Genomic DNA, 22,579 nt, shown 5'->3' with positions numbered 1-22,579 from the left:
AATATTTGACGTTGGAACAATGGCTTGACTTTGCTCTCTACCGAATTTGTGGTGGATTATTTGGCTGGAAAATCCTAATAAGCAAGGGATTAAATCGTATTAATAGCAGAAGAACAAATTAACCTGGAAAAGGAAAACTATGAAAAGGATTTTTATTGTTGTATTTATGCTTTTTTTAGTGGCTGCTTGCAATACAGTAAAAAATAATCCGCTTCCATCTCAGTTGGCAGATAAAGCAGCAGTGCCAGGCTTTAATGATGTGCGAACTGAATTTACCACCCGCGATAACCCAATAATCCAAAAACAATCTCTTGAACGGGTTAAACAATTAGCGAAAGCTTATCCTAATACTATGTTCAATCAAAAAGGTTTTTTTAGCTTGCTGATTATTTCAGGCGGAGGTGATTATGGTGCTTTTGGTGCTGGTCTGTTAAATGGATGGACTAAATCAGGCTCTCGACCAACATTTACAACCGTAACAGGAATAAGCACCGGTGCATTGATAGCACCATTAGCTTTTGCAGGTCCCAAATATGATGCCACATTAAAGGAAGTGTATACCACTATTACAACGAAAGATGTGCTCAGTGATAAACCAGTATTATGGACATTGGCAACAGGAGGAAGCGCTCTAAAGGGAACCAAACCGTTACAGCAACTGATTGCCCGTCATGTGGATGAAAAATTGCTTGATGACATTGCCAAAGGGTATCATCAAGGACGACGTCTTTATGTCGGCACATCCAATCTTTATTCGCGAAAGCTGGTAGTTTGGGATATGACAAAGATTGCTGCAAGCCAAAACCATGAAAGAGTTCAACTATTCAGAAAAATTCTACTTGCTTCCGCCAGTATTCCAGTTGTAATGCCACCTGTTTATTTCGATGTGGTTGCCAATGGGAAACCTTATACTGAAATGCACGTTGATGGAGGTACAACATTTGCTGTTTTTTTAAGTCGTCTTGGTTCAGATCTCAAAACTGCGAAAAAACATTTCAAACTTAAACAAAAGCCAAATGTTAAAATTTATGTGATCCGCAATAACCAGAATCAATTCCATTACAAAGTGATCAAACCTAAATTACTACCCATTGGAAAACGTGCTATAGAAAGTGTGACTGCATCCCAAGGTGCCGCAGATGTTATTTTTGTATATCTTTGTGCCCTTTTAAATAGAGTCGATTTTAATTTAGCCAATGTTCCCAATGAATTTGATTCGAACTCGGAAGAGTTGTTTGACACTCAAAGGATGAATCAGTTATATCAAATTGGTTATTCCAAAGCAGTAAAAAGTTATCCCTGGCAAAAAATTCCTCCAGATGTGAGGGCATTACATGATACATAGCCTGGCCAAAGAAATTAGAATACGACTAAAATTTTAATCTAAAAAATGATTAAATTGATATGACAATATACTCAAACAAACAGTAATATTAGGTTCTGTTTCGCTAACAGAGAAAAAGCCGTGACAAACATAATCGATATTTCAGTGTTGAAAATTCGATAGAGTAACTTTGTTCATGTTTTTTGTAATTGCTTTTCACTGGGTTCGGCACTACTCTGAAATTATTACGTTACATGGAGTTCCTCATGGATACTAACCTGGATAACCCAGATTATTATATCAATAGAGAATTTTCTACCATTGCATTTAATCAGCGGGTTCTTATGCTTGCGAATGATGAGCGCGTACCCCTATTGGAAAGAATGCGATTTCTTAGCATTTGCAGCAGCAATCTTGATGAGTTTTTTGAAATACGAGTCGCTGGACTTAAAGAAAAAATTGCCATGTCTTCTGGCAAACTAACGATAGATGGCCTCAGGCCTGATGAGGCATTCAGTCAAATAAGTCACAGAGCTCACGCTTTAATAGATCAACTTTACAGCATCTTTAATAAGCAATTACTTCCTGCATTGCGTAAAGAAAACATTCATTTTCTCGATACTCATCAATGGACTGATGACATCCATTTATGGGCAAAGCATTATTTTAAACATGAAATTTTACCTGTAATAAGCCCAATAGCGTTGGATTTGGCTCATCCGCTCCCACGGCTTATCAATAAAAGTTTAAACTTTATTATTTCACTGAGTGGAAAAGATGCTTTTGACCGTAATATCAATTACGCCGTTGTACACGCACCCCGTTCCATTCCACGTATGATACATCTGCCTTCTGAATTATGTGGAGATGCTCATTATTTTGTCTATTTATCTTCCATTATTAAAACCCATGTCAATAGTTTATTCCCAGGCATGGAAATCAGCGGCTGTTATTCATTTCGACTGACACGAAATAGTGATTTATTTTTAAGAGAAGAAGAAATTGACGATTTAGCAAAAGCAGTACAAAGAGAAATATTTTCCCGTCACTATGGTCATGTAGTGAGGCTGGAAATTGAAAACAAATGTCCTGAAAAAATTGTCGATTTTCTCCTCCAAAAATATCACTTACGACACGAAGACACTTATTATTGTGATGGGCCGGTTAATTTGCAAAGATATATGAGTGCAATTAACAGTATTGATAGACCCGATCTGAACTATCCTCCTTTTACCCCACAATACCCCAAATTTTCAAAATCACAACGTAATTTGTTTAATATTCTAGATGAACAAGACATATTGTTACATCACCCCTATCAAGCCTTTGATTTAGTCATTGATTTTGTTAGACAGGCAGCCACTGATCCTAATGTACTGGCTATTAATCAAACTCTGTATAGAACTCACTCGGAATCCGTTATGGTAGATGCACTAGTTAATGCAGCTCACTCAGGGAAAGAAGTAACCGCTGTCATTGAGCTAAGGGCTCGTTTCGATGAAGAATCCAACCTGAAATTAGCTAATAAGCTCCATGCCGCGGGTATCCTGGTGCTTTATGGAGTAGTAGGTTATAAAACACATGCCAAGATGACTCTGGTAGTGAGAAGAACGCATGGCAAATTAAAACGGTATGTGCACTTAAGCACAGGTAACTATCATGAGCAGACAGCCAAACGATACACTGACTTAGGGTTATTAACCAGTGAGCCTACTATTACCTCTGATGCCCAGCTTATTTTTCAACAACTAACCGGTCTTGGGAAAGTGGTCAAACTAAAAGCTTTGAGTCACTCACCATTCACTTTACAAAAAACTCTTTTGCAATTTATTGAACAATGCAGTACAGCGGCTGCAGAAGGGACCGATACTGAAATCATGTTTAAAGTCAATGGATTAACAGATAAGGTAACTATTCAAGCGTTATATAAGGCATCACAAGCTGGAGTTAAAATTAATCTTCTCGTACGTGGAGTATGTTGCTTAAAACCAGGATTACCAGGTGTGTCTGAGAACATTAGAGTATTGTCCTTTATTGGCCGATTTCTCGAACATCATAGAGTATATTATTTTCGCATTAATGAAGAGGAACATTACTTTTGCTCTAGCGCCGACTTAATGGAAAGAAATTTATACAATCGCATCGAAATTATGTTCCCAATTTATGATGAAGAATGCCAAAAAAGAATAAAAAACGAAATCATCAAGAATTATCTTAAAGACAATAGCAATACCTGGGAAATGCAAAGTGATGGGACCTATAAACATATCATTCAAGGAGATAGTTGCGCTCAGGAAAAACTAATTGCGCTTTATGAAGAAGAGGATAAATCGATTTGAGCCACTAGAAAAAACAATTATTTCAGTATTTTTTAGCAGAAAAGCGCAGTTTACAATTGAGTAAATGAGCATTTGAAATTCCAAAATATACTCAAAGTTGCAAGAAAGACGAAGTTGCATAACATGAGTTATTTAAATCAGTAGGGTTTTACTGTGTCTTCCGGGTTCTTCCCTCACCAAACGCGGTAATAAATATCCTGGTAAAAGAGACTGTAATTGATGGTAAATTGCTTGTGCCTTCATAAAAGGGATATCGAAATGCGCTGCCCCCTTAACTTTATCAAGGAGATGTAAGTAATAAGGCATTATCCCATAATTAAAAAGAGCTTGGCTTAACATGGATAGAGTAATCGCATCATCATTCACTCCAGCCAATAGGACGGTTTGATTCAGTAAATAACAGCCTGTTTTCTTTAAATCAGAGCATGCCTGGAATACACTTGTGTCTAACTCTTGAGGATGATTACAATGTACAACAATAACTTTTTTAAAACGTGTACTTGCTAATAAATTAAGTAATCTCTGATCAATACGTTCAGGTAGTACTATAGGAATTCGTGTATGAATTCGTAAGGTATGTACGTGGGGAATTTCTTCCAAATGTTGGATCAATTCTGTTAAAACCAAATCGGAAGCGAGTAACGGATCACCACCACTCAAAATAACTTCACTAATACTGGAGTCTTTAGCGATATAAGCACAAACATCTTTCCATCCTCGCCGACCAGGATTATTAGCCTGATAAGGAAAATGCCTTCTAAAGCAATAACGACAATTAACTGCGCAAACACCAGTTAGAGTTAACAAGACCCGTCCATGGTATTTATGCAATAATCCATTCAGAGGAGTAGTATTTTCACTTAGCGGATCGATGACATAACCTTCTGTTTCAAAAAGTTCTTCTTCTTTTGCAAGAACCTGCAACAACAAAGGATCTTGAGGGTTTCCCTTTTGCATTCGCTTGGCAAACCCTAAAGGAATTCGACTTGGAAATTGCTTTTCAGCCAATAAATTTCCCTTTGGCCTTGGTAATTCCAAAAAATTTAATAAATCAGTTGTTGAAGTAAACCCTTGTGCTAAAATTTTTTGCCAACTCAAAGAGGTATCTCGCATTAAAGTTACAGACTTGATAAACTGTGCAAACTTTAACGAAAATACAGAAAAATCTCAACTATGGAGCACAAATGGCAATCTATAGCACCAATGAATTTAAAAACGGCTTAAAAGTAATGGTTGATGATGCTCCGTGCAGCATTCTTGACTGTGAATTTGTAAAACCGGGAAAAGGCCAGGCGTTCACCCGTATAAAAATTCGTAACCTAAAAACAGGACGTGTTGTAGAACGTACGTTTAAATCCGGAGACACTTTACCTTCTGCTGATGTTGCTGATGTGGAGATGCAATATCTATATAATGACGGTGAACATTGGCATTTTATGGTTCCTGATACTTTTGAACAATATGCAGTAAATGAAAGCGTGTTGTCTGATGCGAAACAATGGTTAAAAGAGCAGGATATTTGTGTAGTCACCTTATGGAATAATGAACCGATACAAGTAACACCACCAACCTTCGTTATTTTGGAAATTACAGAAACAGATCCTGGATTAAAAGGAGATACATCTGGCGGTGGTGGGAAACCAGCTACCTTAGAAACAGGTGCAGTAGTTCGAGTGCCTTTGTTTGTCCAAACAGGTGAACTCATTAAGGTGGATACTCGAAAAGGCGAATACGTTTCTCGAGCGAAAGAGTAATTTCAACATTAAAATTAATAGGCCTCCAATAAACTGCTGCTCGCTCTGGAGGCGACCATCCTATCTAGAAATTATAAAAGCTCAGGACTGATAGATAACTTTGGTATTCAGGATTCATTACCATCAGTTTTAGCGCAACCTGAGAGAGCGGACTACTTTTAGGGTCTAATGACGCCGGAACCTAGTAATTATCGTAATCACCACCCCAATACCCATAAGGTCCTATAAAAGAAGGTGAAGAATAGTAGTTGTTACCCCAATAAGGACGATTACTATAATACCCGACAGAATAAACATAGTCGTTGCTATAACCTGAATCATAAGAAACATCATCGATAGCTACCCCATCAACTGCACATCCAGTTAGCAGAATTAATGGTGCACTAACAACAACTGCAACAATGTACTTCTTCATAATCGCTTCCTGGCAATATCATTGTTATTTAATTATAAGATAGGATTTTAATTTGCTCAAATTGGTGTTTTTATATAACAAAAATAACGTTCGTTTAGCGATATAAAAGCCATTTCCATGTCTTTTATATCGAACTCACGTTAAATAGTGTGTGAATAGGAAATTCATGCGATGCAATAAAGAACATAAAACTAATCAGTACAGGTAACGACTTCCCGGTTCCTGAGCCGCAACTGAAATATACTGTGGAGATTTATGTAGAGTTTCAGGTTTCCTACTCATTGCAGGCTTACACACCACTCTCCAAAACGACCCCCTAATCTGATACTACTTACTGGTTCAGCCAGGATAAGTCATCACCTATATGTAAAATAATAGACTAATAGACCCGGTATTGGCAAATTTTTGTACAATTATTAGCTTAATGATCTACCCTTTCTTGACAAATGATTTGCAGAAGCCTGCACAGTCGGCATTATTATCATTTGTTCAATATCGACATGCTGCGGTCTGGTGACGCAATATAATACGGCATCTGCTACATCTTCAGCCATGAGAGGTTGAAAATCATTATAAAAATCTTTTGCCCGTTGTTTATCCTTCCATCGAACCTCACTGAACTCTGTTTCAACAGCTCCGGGTGCAATTTCCGTGACCCGGACTGGGGTTCCTAACATATCCAATCGCATGGATTTCGAGATCGCATGAACGGCATGTTTCGTTGCTGAATAAACATTCCCGTTTGGATAACACTCATGGCCTGCTATGGAACCGATATTGACAACGTGCCCACAGTTCCGTTCCAACATGCCTGGAATGATTAAACGGCTAATATACAGCAACCCTTTTATATTAGTGTCTATCATGGTGTCCCAATGATCTAATACCCCTTGCTGCAATGGTAGGGTATCCAAAGCCAAACCGGCATTATTAATTAATACATCTACTGAATTCCATTGACTGGGTAAAGAATCAATTTGTTGCTTAACCAAGTCTTTATTGCTAACGTCAAGCGAAAGAACATAATGGTCTCTATTATGATGATGCTTTAACTCTTTGGATAATTCATTCAGACGTTCAATTCGGCGTGCCGCCAAGATAAGTCGAGAACCTTGTGCGGCCAACAACCGTGCGCAAGCCTGCCCAATACCACTAGAAGCACCAGTTATTAATACAATTTTGTTATCTAAAAAATTCATATGTAACTTACCCTAAAAATGGCGTCTATAAATAAAAATAACCCTAGTCTGTAAAATAAGTATCCCTAATTAAATGATGAGAAACGAAGAAACATGGAGGATGTCAAATTACTGGAAATTTTTCAATAACCGCTATTAGAACAAATGTCAGTAACTATTAGCAATCTCGACCAGTTTTGTAAAATCAATTAATGTCTGCGTCCCAATTTCTTTTCTGAACGCATGGAAGTGACCGACTCCAATTCCGATGCTCACACAAAGCAAGTGCCTGCAATTTCCAAATGTTCCTCATTCATTGCTTAAGACCCGGATTTAACACAAAATCCAGGCCCAAAGCTCAGAATAGTGAATTATGCCAATTCTAATTGTTGCTCAGCCCCTTCCGTACTATTACCTTCACTATAAGAGTGTGAGCCTACCCCAGCTAAATGGCCATTTTGTACTATTAGATATTCTTCTCTAATTGGCTTATTCCCTAACCAACACTCTAATATTTCCTTGACTCCGGCTGCGTATCGCGCTTGAGCAGACAAAGTTGTTCCAGAAGTATGTGGTGTCATGGCATGATGAGGCATCGTACGCCATAGATGGTTTTTAGAGGGTGGTTGTGGAAACCAAACATCCCCGGCATAACCGGCCAAATGTCCTGATTGCAGAGAATTAGCTACGGCATGCTGGTCACAGATTTTTCCTCTGGCTGTATTAATTAAGTAAGAGCCACGTTTCATTTGTTTTATTAAACTGTCATTAAAAAGGTATTCGGTTTCTGGATGCAATGGACAATGAATTGATACAACATCACATACTTTCACCATAGATTCGACGGAAGTGTGGTAAGTCAAATTCAATTCTTTTTCCAGTTGTACTGGTAATCTATGCCTGTCTGTATAATGTAATTTCACATCAAATGGTTTTAAACGTCTTAATACTGCCAACCCAATACGACCCGCAGCAACACATCCTACTTGCATGCCTTCTAAATCATAAGAACGTTTAACACAATCAGCGATGTTCCATCCGCCATTGACTACTGTATTGTATTGAGGAATAAAATCCCGTACCAAACCTAAAATCATCATCACGGTATGCTCAGCAACGCTGATACTGTTACAATAAGTCACCTCGCACACAGTGAGGTTATGCTCCATCGCTGCTTGCAAATCGACGTGATCTGACCCAATTCCTGCTGTAATAGCAAGTTTAAGTTTAGGTGCGCTTTCTATACGATCGCGGGTCAAGTAAGCTGGCCAAAAAGGTTGGGAAATCACTATATTCGCATCCTTTAATTCCCTTGCAAAAATCGAATTTGGACCGTCTTTATCACTGGTTACTACAAATTGATGCCCTTTTTTTTCAAGAAACTTCCTTAACCCTAGGCCACCACTAACAGAGCCTAACAACTCACCTGGAGTAAAATCAATCGAGTCAGGCGTAGGTAAACGTTGTCCATCAGGATATTGCTTCAATTCAGGAATCGATTCACGAGCATATGGAGGGGGGAAACCTGTTTCGGGATCATCATAAAGCACGCAAACAATTTTCTGTTTATCCTGATTAAACATACCTTACACTCCTTTTTTGTATTTTAAGTAAAAACATCCGGATTTTTTACAACGCTCACTATACTTGATTTAAGTTTCTCAGCTCAACAAAAAACTATTCATTAATAAATTTATGATCTATTTTATTAGAAGTTGTGGATAATCGTTGATTTAGACATTAATTAAAAAATCACCGCCAGACTCCGTGGAGTATATCCAATAGCTACTCAATAACTATCTCAAAGTAAAGGAAGAATCATGTCAGAACGAGAATGGCCGGCAAATGATTATGCCATTGGATCCTATATTCAAGCGACTGTTGCTGAACAATATTTACCAGATCTGGAATTGACCCCTACCGACAGTATATTGGATATAGGCTGTGGTAATGGGTCTTTTACAAAAAAAATTCTTACGAAAGTACCTTATGGCTCTGTATTAGGGATAGACGCTTCAGAGAATATGTTAACTTTAGCTAAAGAGGTGAGTAAGGAATACCACCATTTCTCAGTCAAAAAAGCAGACGTACTCTCCATGGAATTCGACTCATCATTCGATTATGTTGTTTCCTTTTGGTGTTTACAGTGGGCATGTGCCGACATCAAAAAAGCTTTTGCAAATATCATTAATGCAGTAAAACCTGGAGGAAAATTCTTTACCCTTTTTCCAGCTGGAGATGATCCCTTTATCATGAGTTATTATGCTTTAAGAAAATCAGGACAATTTGCTTCTTTGCATGATTTTAACCCTCCAGTAGATTATTCTCTCTTGGATAATCTGGAAAAAAAACTGGAATCATTAACCTGTAAGGATCTTAAGGTTCAGCTATGTCAACAATCCATAACTCTCCCCTCTCTTGAGGTTTTCAGAAAATTTGTGAATGGGATTGCATTTTACCAAGGGCAATTGCCAAATGAGGAGATAAAGAAAATTAACGAAGCCATGGTTCGTCATTACGATAACGAATGTCAAACAAAGTACCATGGCGAATATCAATTTGATTTTACTATCTATTTGGTAAGCGGAGAAAAATAGACATTTGGCGAAAAACACTGGAAAATTGCACAATTAAACACCGAGTTCTATAGTTTTAGTTATGACCAATAGAAGAGTGTCAATATGATCATTTTATTAGTACTCTGTCTCGCCGCTTTACTTTGGGCAATTTATATCTATAACACCCTTGTTCAACAGAAAAATCAGGTTAAAGAAGGTTGGAGTGGGATAGATGTGCAATTGAAACGCCGCTATAATTTAATACCCAACCTGGTTGATACCGTAAAAGCTTATGCAAGTCATGAATCCAATGTATTTCGTGAAGTCACTGAATTAAGAACAAAAACAGAACAAACTAATGATATTCATGATAAAGCGCAGCTTGAGTCGGCTCTGTCTTTAGGTTTGGCCAAGTTAATTGCCATTGCCGAAAATTACCCTAATCTCAAAGCCAATGAAAATTTCATTCAGTTGCAGCAAGAATTAAGTAACATTGAAGATCAAATTCAATTGGCAAGACGCTATTACAACGGCACAGCTCGTGACTACAACACCACCATTGAAAGCTTCCCGCAAATGATCATTGCCAATTTATTCCGCTTTGGACCATTTGATTATTTTGCGGTCGATAATGAAACAGAACGCGAGTTACCTCGTGTCGATTTTACTAAAGAAAAACAAAAATAATTAGGACAAGCCCATGAAAAAGGCATTGTTTATTGTATTTTTTTTGATGCTGAGTGGCATAACAAATGGGCAATCGACCACTATAAATTACTACGATACACACATTAATATCCATACCAATGCGACTCTCCTTGTTACAGAAACCATTAATATCACTACTGACAATCAACAGGTGAAACATGGTATTTATCGAGACTTGCCAACTCGCTATGAAACTAAACAAGGTTATCATTTTGATATAGGGTTCAAATTAATCAAAGTAAGCCGAGACGGTCTTCCTGAACCATTCCATATTAAAAAAATGAGTAATGGGGTTCGCATTTATATTGGCAACCCCAATCTTTTATTACCCCAGGGAACTTACACTTACCAAATAAGCTACTCAATAAACCGAGCCTTGGGTTTTTTTGAAAATCATGATGAGTTGTATTGGAATGTAACAGGTAATGCCTGGATTTTTCCCATATTAAAAGCCTCTGCTCAGGTCGAATTACCTCAACAAGCTCAAGTCATTAGGGCGACCGCTTATACGGGCATTACTGGAGCTCGAGAGAAAGACTTTAACATCAATTATCCAGCCACCAATGAAGTAACAATATCAACAAATACACCTTTGTCTCCATATCAAGGTTTAACGATAGTAGTAGGATGGCCAAAAGGTATTATAAATCAGCCTGATCTGAACCAGGAAATCAGCTCTTTTGTTTCGGATAATTTTTCTTTAGTCTTTGCTCTTGGCGGGTATGTATTTCTAATTTTATTCTATTTTCTTTCCTGGTTTTACCTGGGGCGTGATCCCAAACCGCAAACCATTATTCCGCTTTTTGAACCACCGAAAGGATTTTCACCCCAAGCGCTTCGTTATATAAAAAAAATGGGGTATGACAATAAAATGTTTACCTCTGCTATTATCAATATGGCTGTTAAAAAATTTCTGACCATAGAAGAAAAAACAAGAACAGAGTATATCTTAAGGAAAGTTAGCTCAGATGACTCACTATTAACTCCTCCCGAACAAGCCATTAGTAATGCCCTGTTCCAATACTCACCAAAAGTCGTTCTTGTTCCAGACAATCATGAGAAGATTTCAGAAGCCATCCGCCAATTTAAAAGGGCTTTGGCAAAAGAATTTCATAAAAAATATTTTATCCTCAATACTCCTATAATCTGCTTTAGTATCCTGGTTTCAATTATTAGCTTACTACCACTTGCCCTTGAAAAAATTGATTTATTTATACCAATGACTTTCGTAGGCATTATTGTCTTTGTTATTGTAATATCACTTATTCAACAATTCTCAAGTTTCCGCTTTGAAAGTCTGTCACTGGGCATCATTATTGCTGTCATTAGCTTCATTATTTTTATATTCATTTCGTTTTCGCCTTTTTCACATGACACACTATTTACCAGTGAATGGCTTACCTACTTGACAGTAGGGTTATTCCTGACAACAAACCTTGTTTTTATTTATTTGCTGAAAAAACCAACTCCTTTGGGAACTCAGATTATTAGCCAAACGAAAGGCTTTGAGATGTTTCTAAAAGCAACTGAACAAGACCGTTTGAACTTCCGAAACCCTCCTGAAAAAACACCACAATTGTTCGAACAGTATCTACCCTATGCCTTTGCCCTTGGATTAGAGCAAGCCTGGTCTGCCCAATTTGAAAAGATTTTATTACAAACCAATTACCAACCCACTTGGTATATTGGAAACAACTATTCCTCGTTGTCCACCAACTCATTTACAAATTCCATTGGAAGCTCATTAAACAGTGCTATTGTCTCATCCAGCACAGCCCCAGGATCCAGCTCGGGGTTTGGCGGAGGAGGCTCAAGCGGCGGTGGTGGCGGTGGCGGCGGTGGTGGCGGTTGGTGACCTATACTAAGTACCTCCTTATTACAAAAACTTCCCAAGTCAAAAGGCAATAGGTAGATCACTCCCTAATTTGCTTATTTATTATACAGTCATGGAGATAGACAAATTCTAATCCATTCATATTTTTGAACATATACTATAATTAATCATAAGTTCAATCATAACCACATTAACATAATGAAAATTCAATCATTTCAATATATCCAAAACCAAGGATGGGATATTCATAAATTCCCTGATCTCGATTCTGAAAATACCTTAATTTTAGTTTTTGCTAGTCCAACTTTTAGAACTAACACAAAACCAATTCTGGAACTTGCTCAAGCTTATAAAAAATCAAAAATCATCGGCTGCTCAACGGCAGGAGAAATTTTTGGACCTAATATTTTTGATAATAGTATTTCCGTCGCTGTGGTTCAATTTGAGTCCACAAAGCTTCAGTTGGCCAAAGCAGAAGTCAAAAGCTCTGAAGAATCTTCTGAAGCAGGTGCTCAATTGGCTAAATCATTACACCAAAATCAGAATCCCAAAAGTATATTCGTTTTATCGGATGGGTTAAATGTTAATGGATCTGAATTAATTAAAGGATTAAACAAGCATTCCGCAAAGGAAGTTACTATTACTGGCGGCCTGGCAGGAGATGGTGCTGATTTTAAAAACACCTGGGTTATTTACGATGGAAAAATAATCGACCACTGCATTGGGGCAATAGGATTTTATGGTGATCAAATCCATGTAGGGCATGGATCGCGAGGAGGTTGGGATATTTTTGGTCCGGAAAGAATAATTACCCGTTCCAAGGGAAATGTTCTCTATGAACTAGACAATCAACCTGCCTTGAAACTCTATAAAACTTATCTCGGTGACAGAGCTTCTGAATTACCAGCTACCGGCTTACTTTATCCACTCGCCATTCGTAATCCTGCTGATCCAGATTCTCAGCATATTGTGCGCACTATCTTAGGTATCGATGAAAAATCTCAATCGCTAACTTTTGCTGGTGACTTGCCTCAGGGATACTATGCTCAATTAATGCGGGCTAATTTCGACCGGCTGATTGTCAGTGCGAATGAAGCAGGAGAGGCTGCTAATAATCTACTTTTTGATGATAATACTTTAAACAAGCAACCTGTTTTGGCAATCGATATTAGTTGCGTAGGAAGAAGGCTACTATTAGGTGAACGCACTGAAGAAGAAACAGAAACAACTTTGGAATCCATGCCAAAGGGTTCGACTCAGGTTGGCTTTTACTCTTATGGTGAATTGTCACCACTAGCTGTTGGAGACTGTGAATTACATAACCAAACAATGACCATTACTACTTTATTTGAAAATTGATAAAACCACAAAAGGACCTCATAAAAATATGGAAATGCACCGTCTGTTACAGCGTCAGCTGAGCAAATTTGGTATTAAACCTGATGAGGTACCTCATGATTTGGAAAAATGGATGGAATTTATTTCACACATAAATAAAACTTACTACGAAAACGATCAAGACAGATATTTATTAGAACGTTCTATCGATATTTCCTCAAAAGAAATGAGAGAAACCAATTCCAAACTCGAATATGCTCAAGACATAGCGCAAATGGGTTACTGGCATTATGATGCTGACACAAATACAGCCATGTGGTCAAAAGGACTTTTTAAAATTCTGGGGATACCTCCAAGTAATACAGCCCTTAACTATACTGAATTTTTAGAACTTGTACATCCAAATGATCGACCGGGGTTAAAAATCGTGGTCGAAAAAGCTCTCAGAGAAAAAATTGATTATGATTATGAGTTGAGAGTGCAAAGCAAAGACAATAACTACAAATGGTACAGAACCATAGGAAAAGCAATTCCTGAGAAAAATCAAATATCCGGGGTTTTAATGGATATCACCAAAAGAAAAATAATCGAAGAGCAAATTCATGAACTCAATAATAAACTGGTATCAACAGCTCGTCTTGCAGGTATGTCCGAAGTAGCCACATCGATCCTTCATAACGTGGGCAATATATTGAATAGTGTAAACGTCTCTGCCATTATTCTAAAGAAAAACATCTCCAAGATTCACTATAAAAAACTATCGGCTATCAAAACAATGTTTGACGAAAACATTAATCGCTTAAGTGAATATTTATTGAATGATCCCAAAGGTAAACTAATCCTTCCTTATTTAGACGCTTTGTCAAAATCTCTTCAGGAAGAGTATGAAGAAAATATGAAAGAAGCCAATACCCTTGAAAACAACATTAATAACATCAAGGAAATTATCTCAATGCAGCAATCGCTCAGCGGGATATCCAATTTAACAGAAAAAATTTCAATACCTGATTTGATTAATAACGCTGTCAAATCAGTCATACTGGAAAAGCATCAAATTGATGTTCAAATTGAGATTGCCCCGGAAATTAATGATTTTGTCACAGATAAATCCAAGCTATTTCAAATCTTAACCAATTTACTTACTAATGCTAAAGACTCTGTTTTACTACATGAGTTTAATAATTCCAAAGAAATAGCTATTTCAGTCAACAGAACAAATGAAAACCATATTAATATTAAAGTATTAGATAATGGGATTGGCATTCAAAGAAACAATTTAGATAGAATTTTCTCTTTTGGCTTTACAACTAAAAAAACTGGTCATGGCTTTGGGCTTCATTGTTCTGCAATTTATGCACGAGATCTGGGTGGTACACTAAATGCTGAAAGTAACGGTGCCGGAAAAGGAGCTCAATTTGTACTAGATCTACCCATCAATCAGAAAAATGTAGGCACGAGGTAGAAAATGAATACTTCATCCTTTCGCATTCTTGTAATCGATGACAATCCTGCAATTCATCGAGATTTTATGAAAATATTGAATGTTAGTAAAAACTCTACATTATTAAATAAATTTGATGCGGAGTTATTTGATGATGACACGGAACAACTTGGATTGTCCTTACCCGAATTTGAAATCGAGATGGCTAGTCAAGGTATAGAAGGGATAGAGAAAGTAAAACGTTCATTAGAAGAAGGCAGACCATACCCCCTTGCTTTTGTTGATATAAGGATGCCTCCTGGCATCGATGGTATTGAAACCATTAAACGAATTTGGGCTATTGACCCACAAATACAAATTGTTATTTGCAGTGCCTATTCCGATTACTCCTGGGAAGGAACAGTCAATGCCTTAGGCTTAAGTGATAATTTATTAGTGTTAAAAAAACCATTTGATGTGATTGCTGTACGACAATTAGCCAGCGCTTTAACTCAAAAATGGGTACTGGCAAAGGAAACTCAAAAGCACACCGAATTTTTAAATCAATTAGTGGATGAACGAACCGAATCTTTGCAACAATCGTTCTCGTTATTACGGGCAACCATTGAATCCTCTACTGATGGTATTTTGGTTGTTGATTTACAGGGAAAAATTGTTGATTACAACATGCAATTCCTCAAATTATGGAATATATCTGAATCCAGCCTGAAAAAAATGAATGAGTCTAAATTAATTGAAAACATGTCAACGCTGCTTTTAAATTCAGAACAGCATGCGCTACATGTTAAAGAATTTTCTATCCATATCGATGACTCCAGTATTCAGACTTATCATTTTAAAAACGGCAACGTTGTCGAGTGCTGCTCCAAACCTCATCGTGTCGGCTCTCAAACAGTAGGTCGTGTATGGAGCTTTAGAGACATCACTGAACAAACGAAATTAAAGGAAAAACTGGAATATCAGGCAACTCATGATGCATTAACCAAACTACCAAATCGATTATTATTAATTGACCGCATTGAACATGCCATGAGTAGTTACGTACGTTATAAAAAGAAATTTGCCGTATTATTTTTTGATTTGGATCGGTTTAAAATGATCAATGACAGCTTAAGTCATGAAGCGGGTGATCAGTTACTTTGTGCAGTTGCTGAACGATTAAGATCTTTGGTTCGCAAAGAAGATACTCTGTCCAGGCTGGGCGGAGATGAATTTGTAATGATTTTCCAATCCTTTAATTCTGAAAACCAAATTGTTGGTGTGGCTCAAAAGATCTTTAAATCCTTTTTAAAACCATTTCATATCGCAGATAAAAACATCAATATTTATGTCAGCATCGGTATTAGTGTCTATCCAACAGATGGTAAAACGGTCAACACCTTACTAAGTAATGCGGATATGGCTATGTACCATGCAAAATTCCTTGGCGGCAACCAATTCTCATTTTATACAGATAAACTTAATAAACAAACAAATCTGCAATTTCAACTGGAATTGGACCTGCAAAAAGCAATGGCCAACCATGAATTTTTTCTCCTTTACCAACCCCAGTTTGAGATCAATACCCATCAGGTTCGTTCTATGGAGGCATTAATTAGGTGGAATCACCCTGTAAAGGGAATTATCTTACCTTTGGATTTTATTCCAGCCGCTGAGAGTTCTGGACTTATTATACCTATTGGGGAATGGGTGTTGCGAGAAACTTGTCGACAAATTAGGGAATGGCGCAAAATGGGGCTACCTGAAATTCGCGTCGCATGTAATGTGACAAGTAAACAACTAAGACAACGCAATTTCCCCACAACAGTACAAAGTATTTTACAAGAATACTCCCTGGAACCCCAGTGTTTGGAAATGGAAATTACTGAAAATGTAATTATTGATAGAGAAATACAAAAAACTATTAAAAAGCTTAAATCCATGGGTGTACATATTATCCTGGATGATTTTGGTACAGGAAATTCCAGTTTGAATCTATTAAAACAAGTGGCTGTCGATAGTCTAAAAATAGACCAGTCTTTCATTCAGAATATTTCAAAATCACCTGGAGACGAAGCCATCATTGATGCCATTATAGCAATCGCTCAAAGCATGAACTTTAATATCATTGCAGAAGGAGTAGAAACAGAAAACCAATTCAAATTTCTCAAGAAAAGGCAATGTCATGACATTCAAGGCTTCTTAATGAGCAAACCACTCTCCTCCGAAGAGGTAGGGAAACTTCTGAAGAGGAAGGAAATGAACAATTCTAAAGCATAACTTGCTTTTTTAAGTCACTTTCAGATCAGGTAATCCGACATCCGAACTAACCTTCTATATAAACTGAAATGTAAAATAGATGGGACTTACGAAAAATTCCAAGGTCAAGGTAAAAAAATTTTAATGAGGGAGTTTAGACAAACTAAATGACTGAATTAAAAATTTTTAATAATGAAGAGATTGGAGTTCTTCGTAAGTCTTGATAGATAGTCGGGTCAAGACCCGACTACCACTATATTTACGATGGGATGTGTAATTAAGCCAGAACCATAACGGTTTGATCGCGTAAATCTTTCTCATCATAGTCTATGACATCAACATCCGTAATCTCTATCTCCATTGTTTCCAAATTCACCTTCTCCTCCCCCCTTTTGGCTCTGCTAAAAAATCCGCAATTTACAGGACCTGCGGGGATATGATAAACAACTTTTGGCTTACGATCTTCTATAGCCTGTGTAAGCTCACGCATCAATTTCATACCATTATGATGAAGTTGGTACACATCATCCTTTTGCAGTTCTTCTATAAGTACTGGTTGCGGATTTTCATCCACAATCTCTTCCATGTGTGGAGTATCAAGATTTGCAAAAATTTTGGAGGTATACTCATCAATCGGTTCTGCTTTTACCGAAGCACAGTTCATTATTATCAAGTTATAGGAGATTGCATCAAAGTAGTCAGGACTCATACTCTTTCTTACTCCATTAATCTCTGAGAGCATTTCAACAATTCTTTCATTCTGAAAAGGGGACGGTTTAAGAACAGATTGATTTTCTACTAAGGTGGACTCAACAAGGCTTACTAGATGTTTTGAGTTTTCATCATTATGAAACTGCTTGGCAATGGGGCCGCCATGATCTGATATAAGTTCCTCATATTCCTGTAGAAGTTTGGTATACTCAAATATACTTTGTGGGAGATAAACATTACTCATATAGTCATAATAATCTTTAGACCAGGTTGAATAATCATTTTGTAATCGATTAAGAAACTGATTATTTTCTATATCCAACTTACATAACCCAGCCTGAATTCTTTCATAAACATCCACCCAGCGATTATAGTATTCTTTAGCAGTTTCTCGGGTGTTTAGGATTGATGGCAGCAAAGGAATAAAAGGAATGTTGAATGTTTTCTTGAAATTAATTTGTGTATTATGCATTTTACTTGGCCAGAACAACTTATTAAAACCATCTAAAATCTGGCGGCTTTCGATACTCAATTTCTTCCTATCAATGGATTTCTCAAGAACCTCATTAGTTAGCCCGCAATAAATTGCATAAGCACTAGATAAATCACCTTTAAGATAGCAAAAATTCATTAATTGAATATACATATCATAATAAAAAACCCGCCGAGTAGGATCTTCTTGCTGCGCGACAGAAAAACTAATCAGGTATGACAGATTATCAAAATAATTAATCATCTCATCAATATTTTGAAATTTCTCACGCGACCCATCTGGTTTATAATAAATAATTTCTTCCTTGGGGATATTTGTAAATAATAAGCGAGATTGATCCATAATGGATTCGCTTAAATTATCTAAAAATTGCTGAACTTGTGATGTGATTTCAGTTCGGTCTTTTTTACTATGTTTATAAATTTGATCGAAAAGATTATTGAGTTCGTTTTCCATCTCTTGGTATGCATTACTATCTAAAATTTTTGGCATATTTATTTCTCTATTATTCAAATAATACAATTAATGACAATAAATGACTTTTATTCTTCAAAAAGTAAAATTATTATACTGAAAATCACAGTGAGGTCAATAAGTAGGCAAAAAATTAAATTGGACTAATTTATATATAAGTACTTCAACCTGCGCTGACACTGATTAAGCTTCGATTATTCTGCTCATTGCAGTGAGTATTCACTGTGCTGGATAACAATGACTCTCTTCTTTCTTTAAGCTTAGTATTAAAAAATCTGTGTTGCTCGGACAATATTTCCTCTTTGCCAATACATTCCGTTTTGGCATTACACTCCTTTCTTGGAGAATGCTTCTTTGGAGGAACAATAGTTAAACCTGTTTTTTTCTTGTTTTCTGAAGGTTTCGATTGAGTATTATATTTATTATCGAAGATCTTTCCTGCATCATTTAAATGGCGTAAACAGAGGCTGGGAGATGTTTTTTTAGCATAGGCTCCATTTTGAGATAAATACTCAATCAACTTATCGGCATTACCATCTTCCCAACTGAGACCAGAAGTTAATGGGCCATCTTTATTATCTTCATAATGTAATAATACAATTTTATCCTCCATAATAGGCATGGCCATTTGCTTCATCACACTCAAACCATCTCCACGAATAAGAACACAATCACTCCTCGCCATAAGTGGCGCCATTTCAATATCTGATTGATTATCAAGAAGAATAATTTTATTTCGTAATTTATCGCGCATACGAATGGGATATGTGTTAATAATCTTGTCAATTCGTTTGGAAATAGAATTATTAATTGCAGTGGAAACAAAAATACGATCATAACCTTTGTTCAACAAATGCTTTACATAATCAATTGTTACATTCTCTGCTAGAGACTCTAACATGATGGATGCAACTCTCTCATAAGCTTTGATTGTAATTTTATCTTTGCTGGCTAATCCTGGAAATACACCCTTTTTTTCTTTTTTATACTCTTTGAAATGGAAATCCAATGATTTGGTTTTATCTATGTAATTGACCAAAATGGGGTCTTGAAACCACTCACTAATCATTGGGTTATTATGTGGATCAATATTATGAACAGCTTTGAAACCTTGTTCTTTACCAAAGTGAGCTTCTTTAAAAGGTCCACTGATATTTACGGCATAAACTTCCATGAATTGTTTTTGTTCCGCTGTGAGTTCATCCAAATGATTCATAAAGAGAGAACAACCAAGGGAAGGTAAATCGGTTATGTATTGATCTATGGTAATTGGTTTATAACTCGTACCTCTTTCAACATTAAATACAGGCAAGAATACTGTATTGTAGCATTTAACTGCATCGCAGATAGCACCCAAAGAAAGAGCTTGTGTTGAAATAAGTTTTGTATACGGAGTATTTCGTTTAGCAGCATCGATGAGGCGTTGCAATATATGTTTATATGCTATATTCCTATTACTCTCTTCAACATACCCTTTGAAGCTTATCATGGTTTGAATATCTTCAACATTAGCTGTTAAGTATGTTGCATTGTTGAATGCAACATACTCGTATCCTTCTGGATATATATCCAAAAGCATATCAACATACGGACGCGTTCTACCTGTTTCAATTCCATTTTCTTTTTTGATTTCCTTTTCCTGAATTTTTGACATTTGTTCCCAAAAGACTTGGAAACTGGGTAACATCGGGTATCCTATTAATCTCATGACACCCGTCATAATGTCCTGAAACAAAGGAACAGCGGTAAACCATATACCTATGCGAAGTAGCATCCCTTTAATTGAAAAGGGTTTATTTTTGTATTGCTTTGCATGATGTGGGGTAATTATAACATCCCTATTTTGATTCTTAAGGGCATTAATTATCCCATACGTGGCCGAGATATTACCAATTCCCTCACTACTCCCAATAATTAAAGGGCGCTCCTTAGTTTTGGATTGTTCCGAATTAGAATGCATAGAATTTATTTCTCTATCAACCGAAGCACCGGCCTGTGCATTGTGTACCAAGACAAATTTTTCTCTTAATCTATCAAGAAAATAATCGTGGTTGGTGTATTCTTCACAATGACCAAGTTCTGCCACCAAATCCCGACGAGAAATGAAATGTGGGCCCTTGTATTTTGGATTTTTGAGAATACCCTCACTCGGTTTGAAATAGTGGGAAAACTGCTCTCCAAAAAGAATTTGTTTTTCTTCTCCAGTTAGTGGCTGGTCAGTAGAAAGCTTGTACAAAATGGCTTCGATTTGAGAGTCAACTAATGCCGCAATGGAACTGAACTGATCATTAACAATTCCATCGTAGACCTTATTCTCTCTATCACGTACAACAGAATATATTTTATCTTGGGCAGGAATCCTGTTCCATGCTTTCTCTGCATCAACATGCCAGCCTGCCAGCCAAATCAAAGGCGTGAATACAATATAAACGATACCTGCCAGCATAAAGCGACCGTAGGTCAAAGGGCTCCACCAGTTGGCTTTTTGTAGCTCAGGAGCAATAAAACCAAATACTAAGCGTGGAATGGAAGTAAATGAACGTTCATTATTCAACTTTACTTTCATCCCTTTATCATGAAGCTTTGCTGCGGCAATTGTTGCTATGGCCCCGCCTAGACACATTCCATCAAGACAAATATTCTGAGGGTCAGCTCCTAGATTTATTAAACGTTCAACCTGGGCAAGGACATCAGCAATCAGATTACTATTTGTCCATACAAGGCCTCGACTGTAATCAACACCTCTGTAATTAAAACCTATTGCAGTAGCACCCAAATTTTTTGCGGTATAGTTTAAGTCCTTTATCCAATTGATGAAATTTTGATCTCGTGCAATACAAGTGATAATAAATTTGCGCTCATTCATAGGTTTTGTTTCTTCATCTTCACCTATGACCTGAGCAGAATCCAATTCCGATCCATCAGGAGTTTTTAATGTGAAAAACTCAATGTTGGGTTTTCGTTTTGTTTCATAGGAAACGGCACCATATTTTTCGTGCAGCTGTTCATAAACATATCCCCTCATTATGGGATCAAGAAACTCTAAACCCTTTAGATGAATTTGCGACCAATCGAATATTCTACCTTCACAGTATTTTTGTTTTGATGTGCCTTTAATGAGCGCGTCGATTTCCGCAAATAAGCGATTAACCTTGCTTATATCGCTCTCATCGTTATGATGAAGTCTGGTGCGTAATTTTGGAGTTATAAATGGAAGAGCTGCTATTGTATTCGCTATTTTAATTAAAGCGTCATTAAACCACTTATAAGAAGGCCTTTTTTTAAAGTTAATAACAACAATATCATCTTCTGAGTCATCGCTTGTTTTAGTAAGATGTACTAAACGCTGTTGAGGGATATTGCTTGGATTCAATGCCACATGAGTAATATTTCGCGCAAGGAAAAAAGAAACAATCCAGCCAGGCAGTTTAAAAGGAGCTTTCAGAATATCTAATACATACTTCCAGAATGTTTTTTTTTCTTTTTCAAGACTGTAGTAATTGTATTTTTTATCCATACTAACTTCTAGGGGCTAAATGAAATTAAAATAAAACTGAATTTTGCTCAAACTGTTACAACCAAATGATTTTAATTGCAATAACTTGGAAATAAGCAACCAAGTAGTTAAAATTGTGTGCAATGCTATCATGTTTTATGACACTCATACAATCAGAAAAATTATAAATTTCGATAAATTCACATTTTGAGTTGAACCTTATTTATTAATAAATTGCCAGAAACATCTATTCTAATCTTTTACCAAAAATTGGTTTT

General features: G+C 36.8%; 15 protein-coding genes. 9 read left to right on the top strand and 6 right to left on the bottom strand.

All coding sequences use genetic code 11. From position 1 onward, the window contains the following. Nucleotides 1-139: 139 nt before the first annotated feature. Nucleotides 140-1,345: a patatin-like phospholipase family protein gene (locus ACZ5EK_RS01565; RefSeq protein WP_464431055.1), complete on the top strand. Its 1,206-nt coding sequence runs from the start codon at nucleotides 140-142 to the stop codon at nucleotides 1,343-1,345. A 245-nt stretch (nucleotides 1,346-1,590) separates the two neighbouring features. Further along, nucleotides 1,591-3,663: a polyphosphate kinase 1 gene (gene ppk1 / locus ACZ5EK_RS01560; RefSeq protein WP_464431053.1), complete on the top strand. Its 2,073-nt coding sequence runs from the start codon at nucleotides 1,591-1,593 to the stop codon at nucleotides 3,661-3,663. 132 nt (nucleotides 3,664-3,795) lie between these two features. Here the strand turns inward: ppk1 and epmB are convergent, their stop codons facing one another. After that, nucleotides 3,796-4,776, bottom strand: a complete 981-nt coding sequence (gene epmB / locus ACZ5EK_RS01555) for an EF-P beta-lysylation protein EpmB (protein ID WP_464431051.1) — start codon at nucleotides 4,774-4,776, stop codon at nucleotides 3,796-3,798. Nucleotides 4,777-4,847: 71 nt separating this feature from the next. Here epmB and efp point away from each other — a divergent pair, with 71 nt between their 5' ends. Continuing rightward, nucleotides 4,848-5,417, top strand: coding sequence for an elongation factor P (gene efp / locus ACZ5EK_RS01550; protein ID WP_464426197.1), 570 nt, complete (start codon nucleotides 4,848-4,850; stop codon nucleotides 5,415-5,417). A gap of 181 nt (nucleotides 5,418-5,598) precedes the next feature. Here the strand turns inward: efp and ACZ5EK_RS01545 are convergent, their stop codons facing one another. The 3 genes from ACZ5EK_RS01545 to ACZ5EK_RS01535 all read right to left on the bottom strand — a co-directional run bounded on the left by ACZ5EK_RS01545 (nucleotide 5,599) and on the right by ACZ5EK_RS01535 (nucleotide 8,593). After that, nucleotides 5,599-5,832 carry a hypothetical protein gene (locus tag ACZ5EK_RS01545; protein ID WP_464426196.1) on the bottom strand — a complete coding sequence of 78 codons (234 nt, stop codon included), beginning with the start codon at nucleotides 5,830-5,832 and terminating at the stop codon, nucleotides 5,599-5,601. Between the two features lie 416 nt (nucleotides 5,833-6,248). After that, complete coding sequence (locus ACZ5EK_RS01540) at nucleotides 6,249-7,031, bottom strand: SDR family NAD(P)-dependent oxidoreductase (RefSeq protein WP_464431049.1); 783 nt, start codon at nucleotides 7,029-7,031, stop codon at nucleotides 6,249-6,251. 350 nt (nucleotides 7,032-7,381) lie between these two features. Continuing rightward, complete coding sequence (locus ACZ5EK_RS01535; protein ID WP_464431048.1) at nucleotides 7,382-8,593, bottom strand: NAD-dependent formate dehydrogenase; 1,212 nt, start codon at nucleotides 8,591-8,593, stop codon at nucleotides 7,382-7,384. Between the two features lie 237 nt (nucleotides 8,594-8,830). Between ACZ5EK_RS01535 and ACZ5EK_RS01530 the strand changes: the two genes are divergently transcribed. The 6 genes from ACZ5EK_RS01530 (at nucleotide 8,831) to ACZ5EK_RS01505 (ending at nucleotide 17,148) form a co-directional block, all read left to right on the top strand. Continuing rightward, nucleotides 8,831-9,607: a methyltransferase domain-containing protein gene (locus ACZ5EK_RS01530; protein ID WP_464431046.1), complete on the top strand. Its 777-nt coding sequence runs from the start codon at nucleotides 8,831-8,833 to the stop codon at nucleotides 9,605-9,607. Nucleotides 9,608-9,691: 84 nt separating this feature from the next. Further along, on the top strand, nucleotides 9,692-10,255 hold the full coding sequence (locus ACZ5EK_RS01525; RefSeq protein ID WP_464431045.1) for a LemA family protein: 564 nt from the start codon (nucleotides 9,692-9,694) through the stop codon (nucleotides 10,253-10,255). A gap of 13 nt (nucleotides 10,256-10,268) precedes the next feature. Continuing rightward, a complete protein-coding gene (locus ACZ5EK_RS01520) occupies nucleotides 10,269-12,131 on the top strand; it encodes a DUF2207 domain-containing protein (RefSeq protein ID WP_464431044.1) in 1,863 nt (620 codons plus the stop codon). A 177-nt stretch (nucleotides 12,132-12,308) separates the two neighbouring features. Beyond that, nucleotides 12,309-13,469 (top strand): FIST signal transduction protein, encoded by a 1,161-nt coding sequence (locus tag ACZ5EK_RS01515; RefSeq protein WP_464431043.1) that lies wholly within the window; start codon nucleotides 12,309-12,311, stop codon nucleotides 13,467-13,469. Between the two features lie 28 nt (nucleotides 13,470-13,497). Further along, complete coding sequence (locus tag ACZ5EK_RS01510) at nucleotides 13,498-14,910, top strand: ATP-binding protein (RefSeq protein WP_464431042.1); 1,413 nt, start codon at nucleotides 13,498-13,500, stop codon at nucleotides 14,908-14,910. A 3-nt stretch (nucleotides 14,911-14,913) separates the two neighbouring features. Then, entirely contained in the window at nucleotides 14,914-17,148 is a 2,235-nt protein-coding gene (locus ACZ5EK_RS01505; RefSeq protein ID WP_464431040.1) for a GGDEF/EAL-containing response regulator, read from the top strand. Nucleotides 17,149-17,404: 256 nt separating this feature from the next. On the opposite strand, the gene ACZ5EK_RS01500 is transcribed toward ACZ5EK_RS01505, so the two are convergent. After that, nucleotides 17,405-18,823 (bottom strand): RasGEF domain-containing protein, encoded by a 1,419-nt coding sequence (locus ACZ5EK_RS01500; RefSeq protein WP_464431039.1) that lies wholly within the window; start codon nucleotides 18,821-18,823, stop codon nucleotides 17,405-17,407. Nucleotides 18,824-18,968: 145 nt separating this feature from the next. Next, nucleotides 18,969-22,322 carry a Dot/Icm T4SS effector SdbA gene (locus ACZ5EK_RS01495; protein ID WP_464431038.1) on the bottom strand — a complete coding sequence of 1,118 codons (3,354 nt, stop codon included), beginning with the start codon at nucleotides 22,320-22,322 and terminating at the stop codon, nucleotides 18,969-18,971. Nucleotides 22,323-22,579: the final 257 nt, after the last annotated feature.

This window comes from Legionella sp. JM-2024 (assembly GCF_055389095.1).
This window is presented reverse-complemented; position numbering and strand designations above follow the sequence as displayed.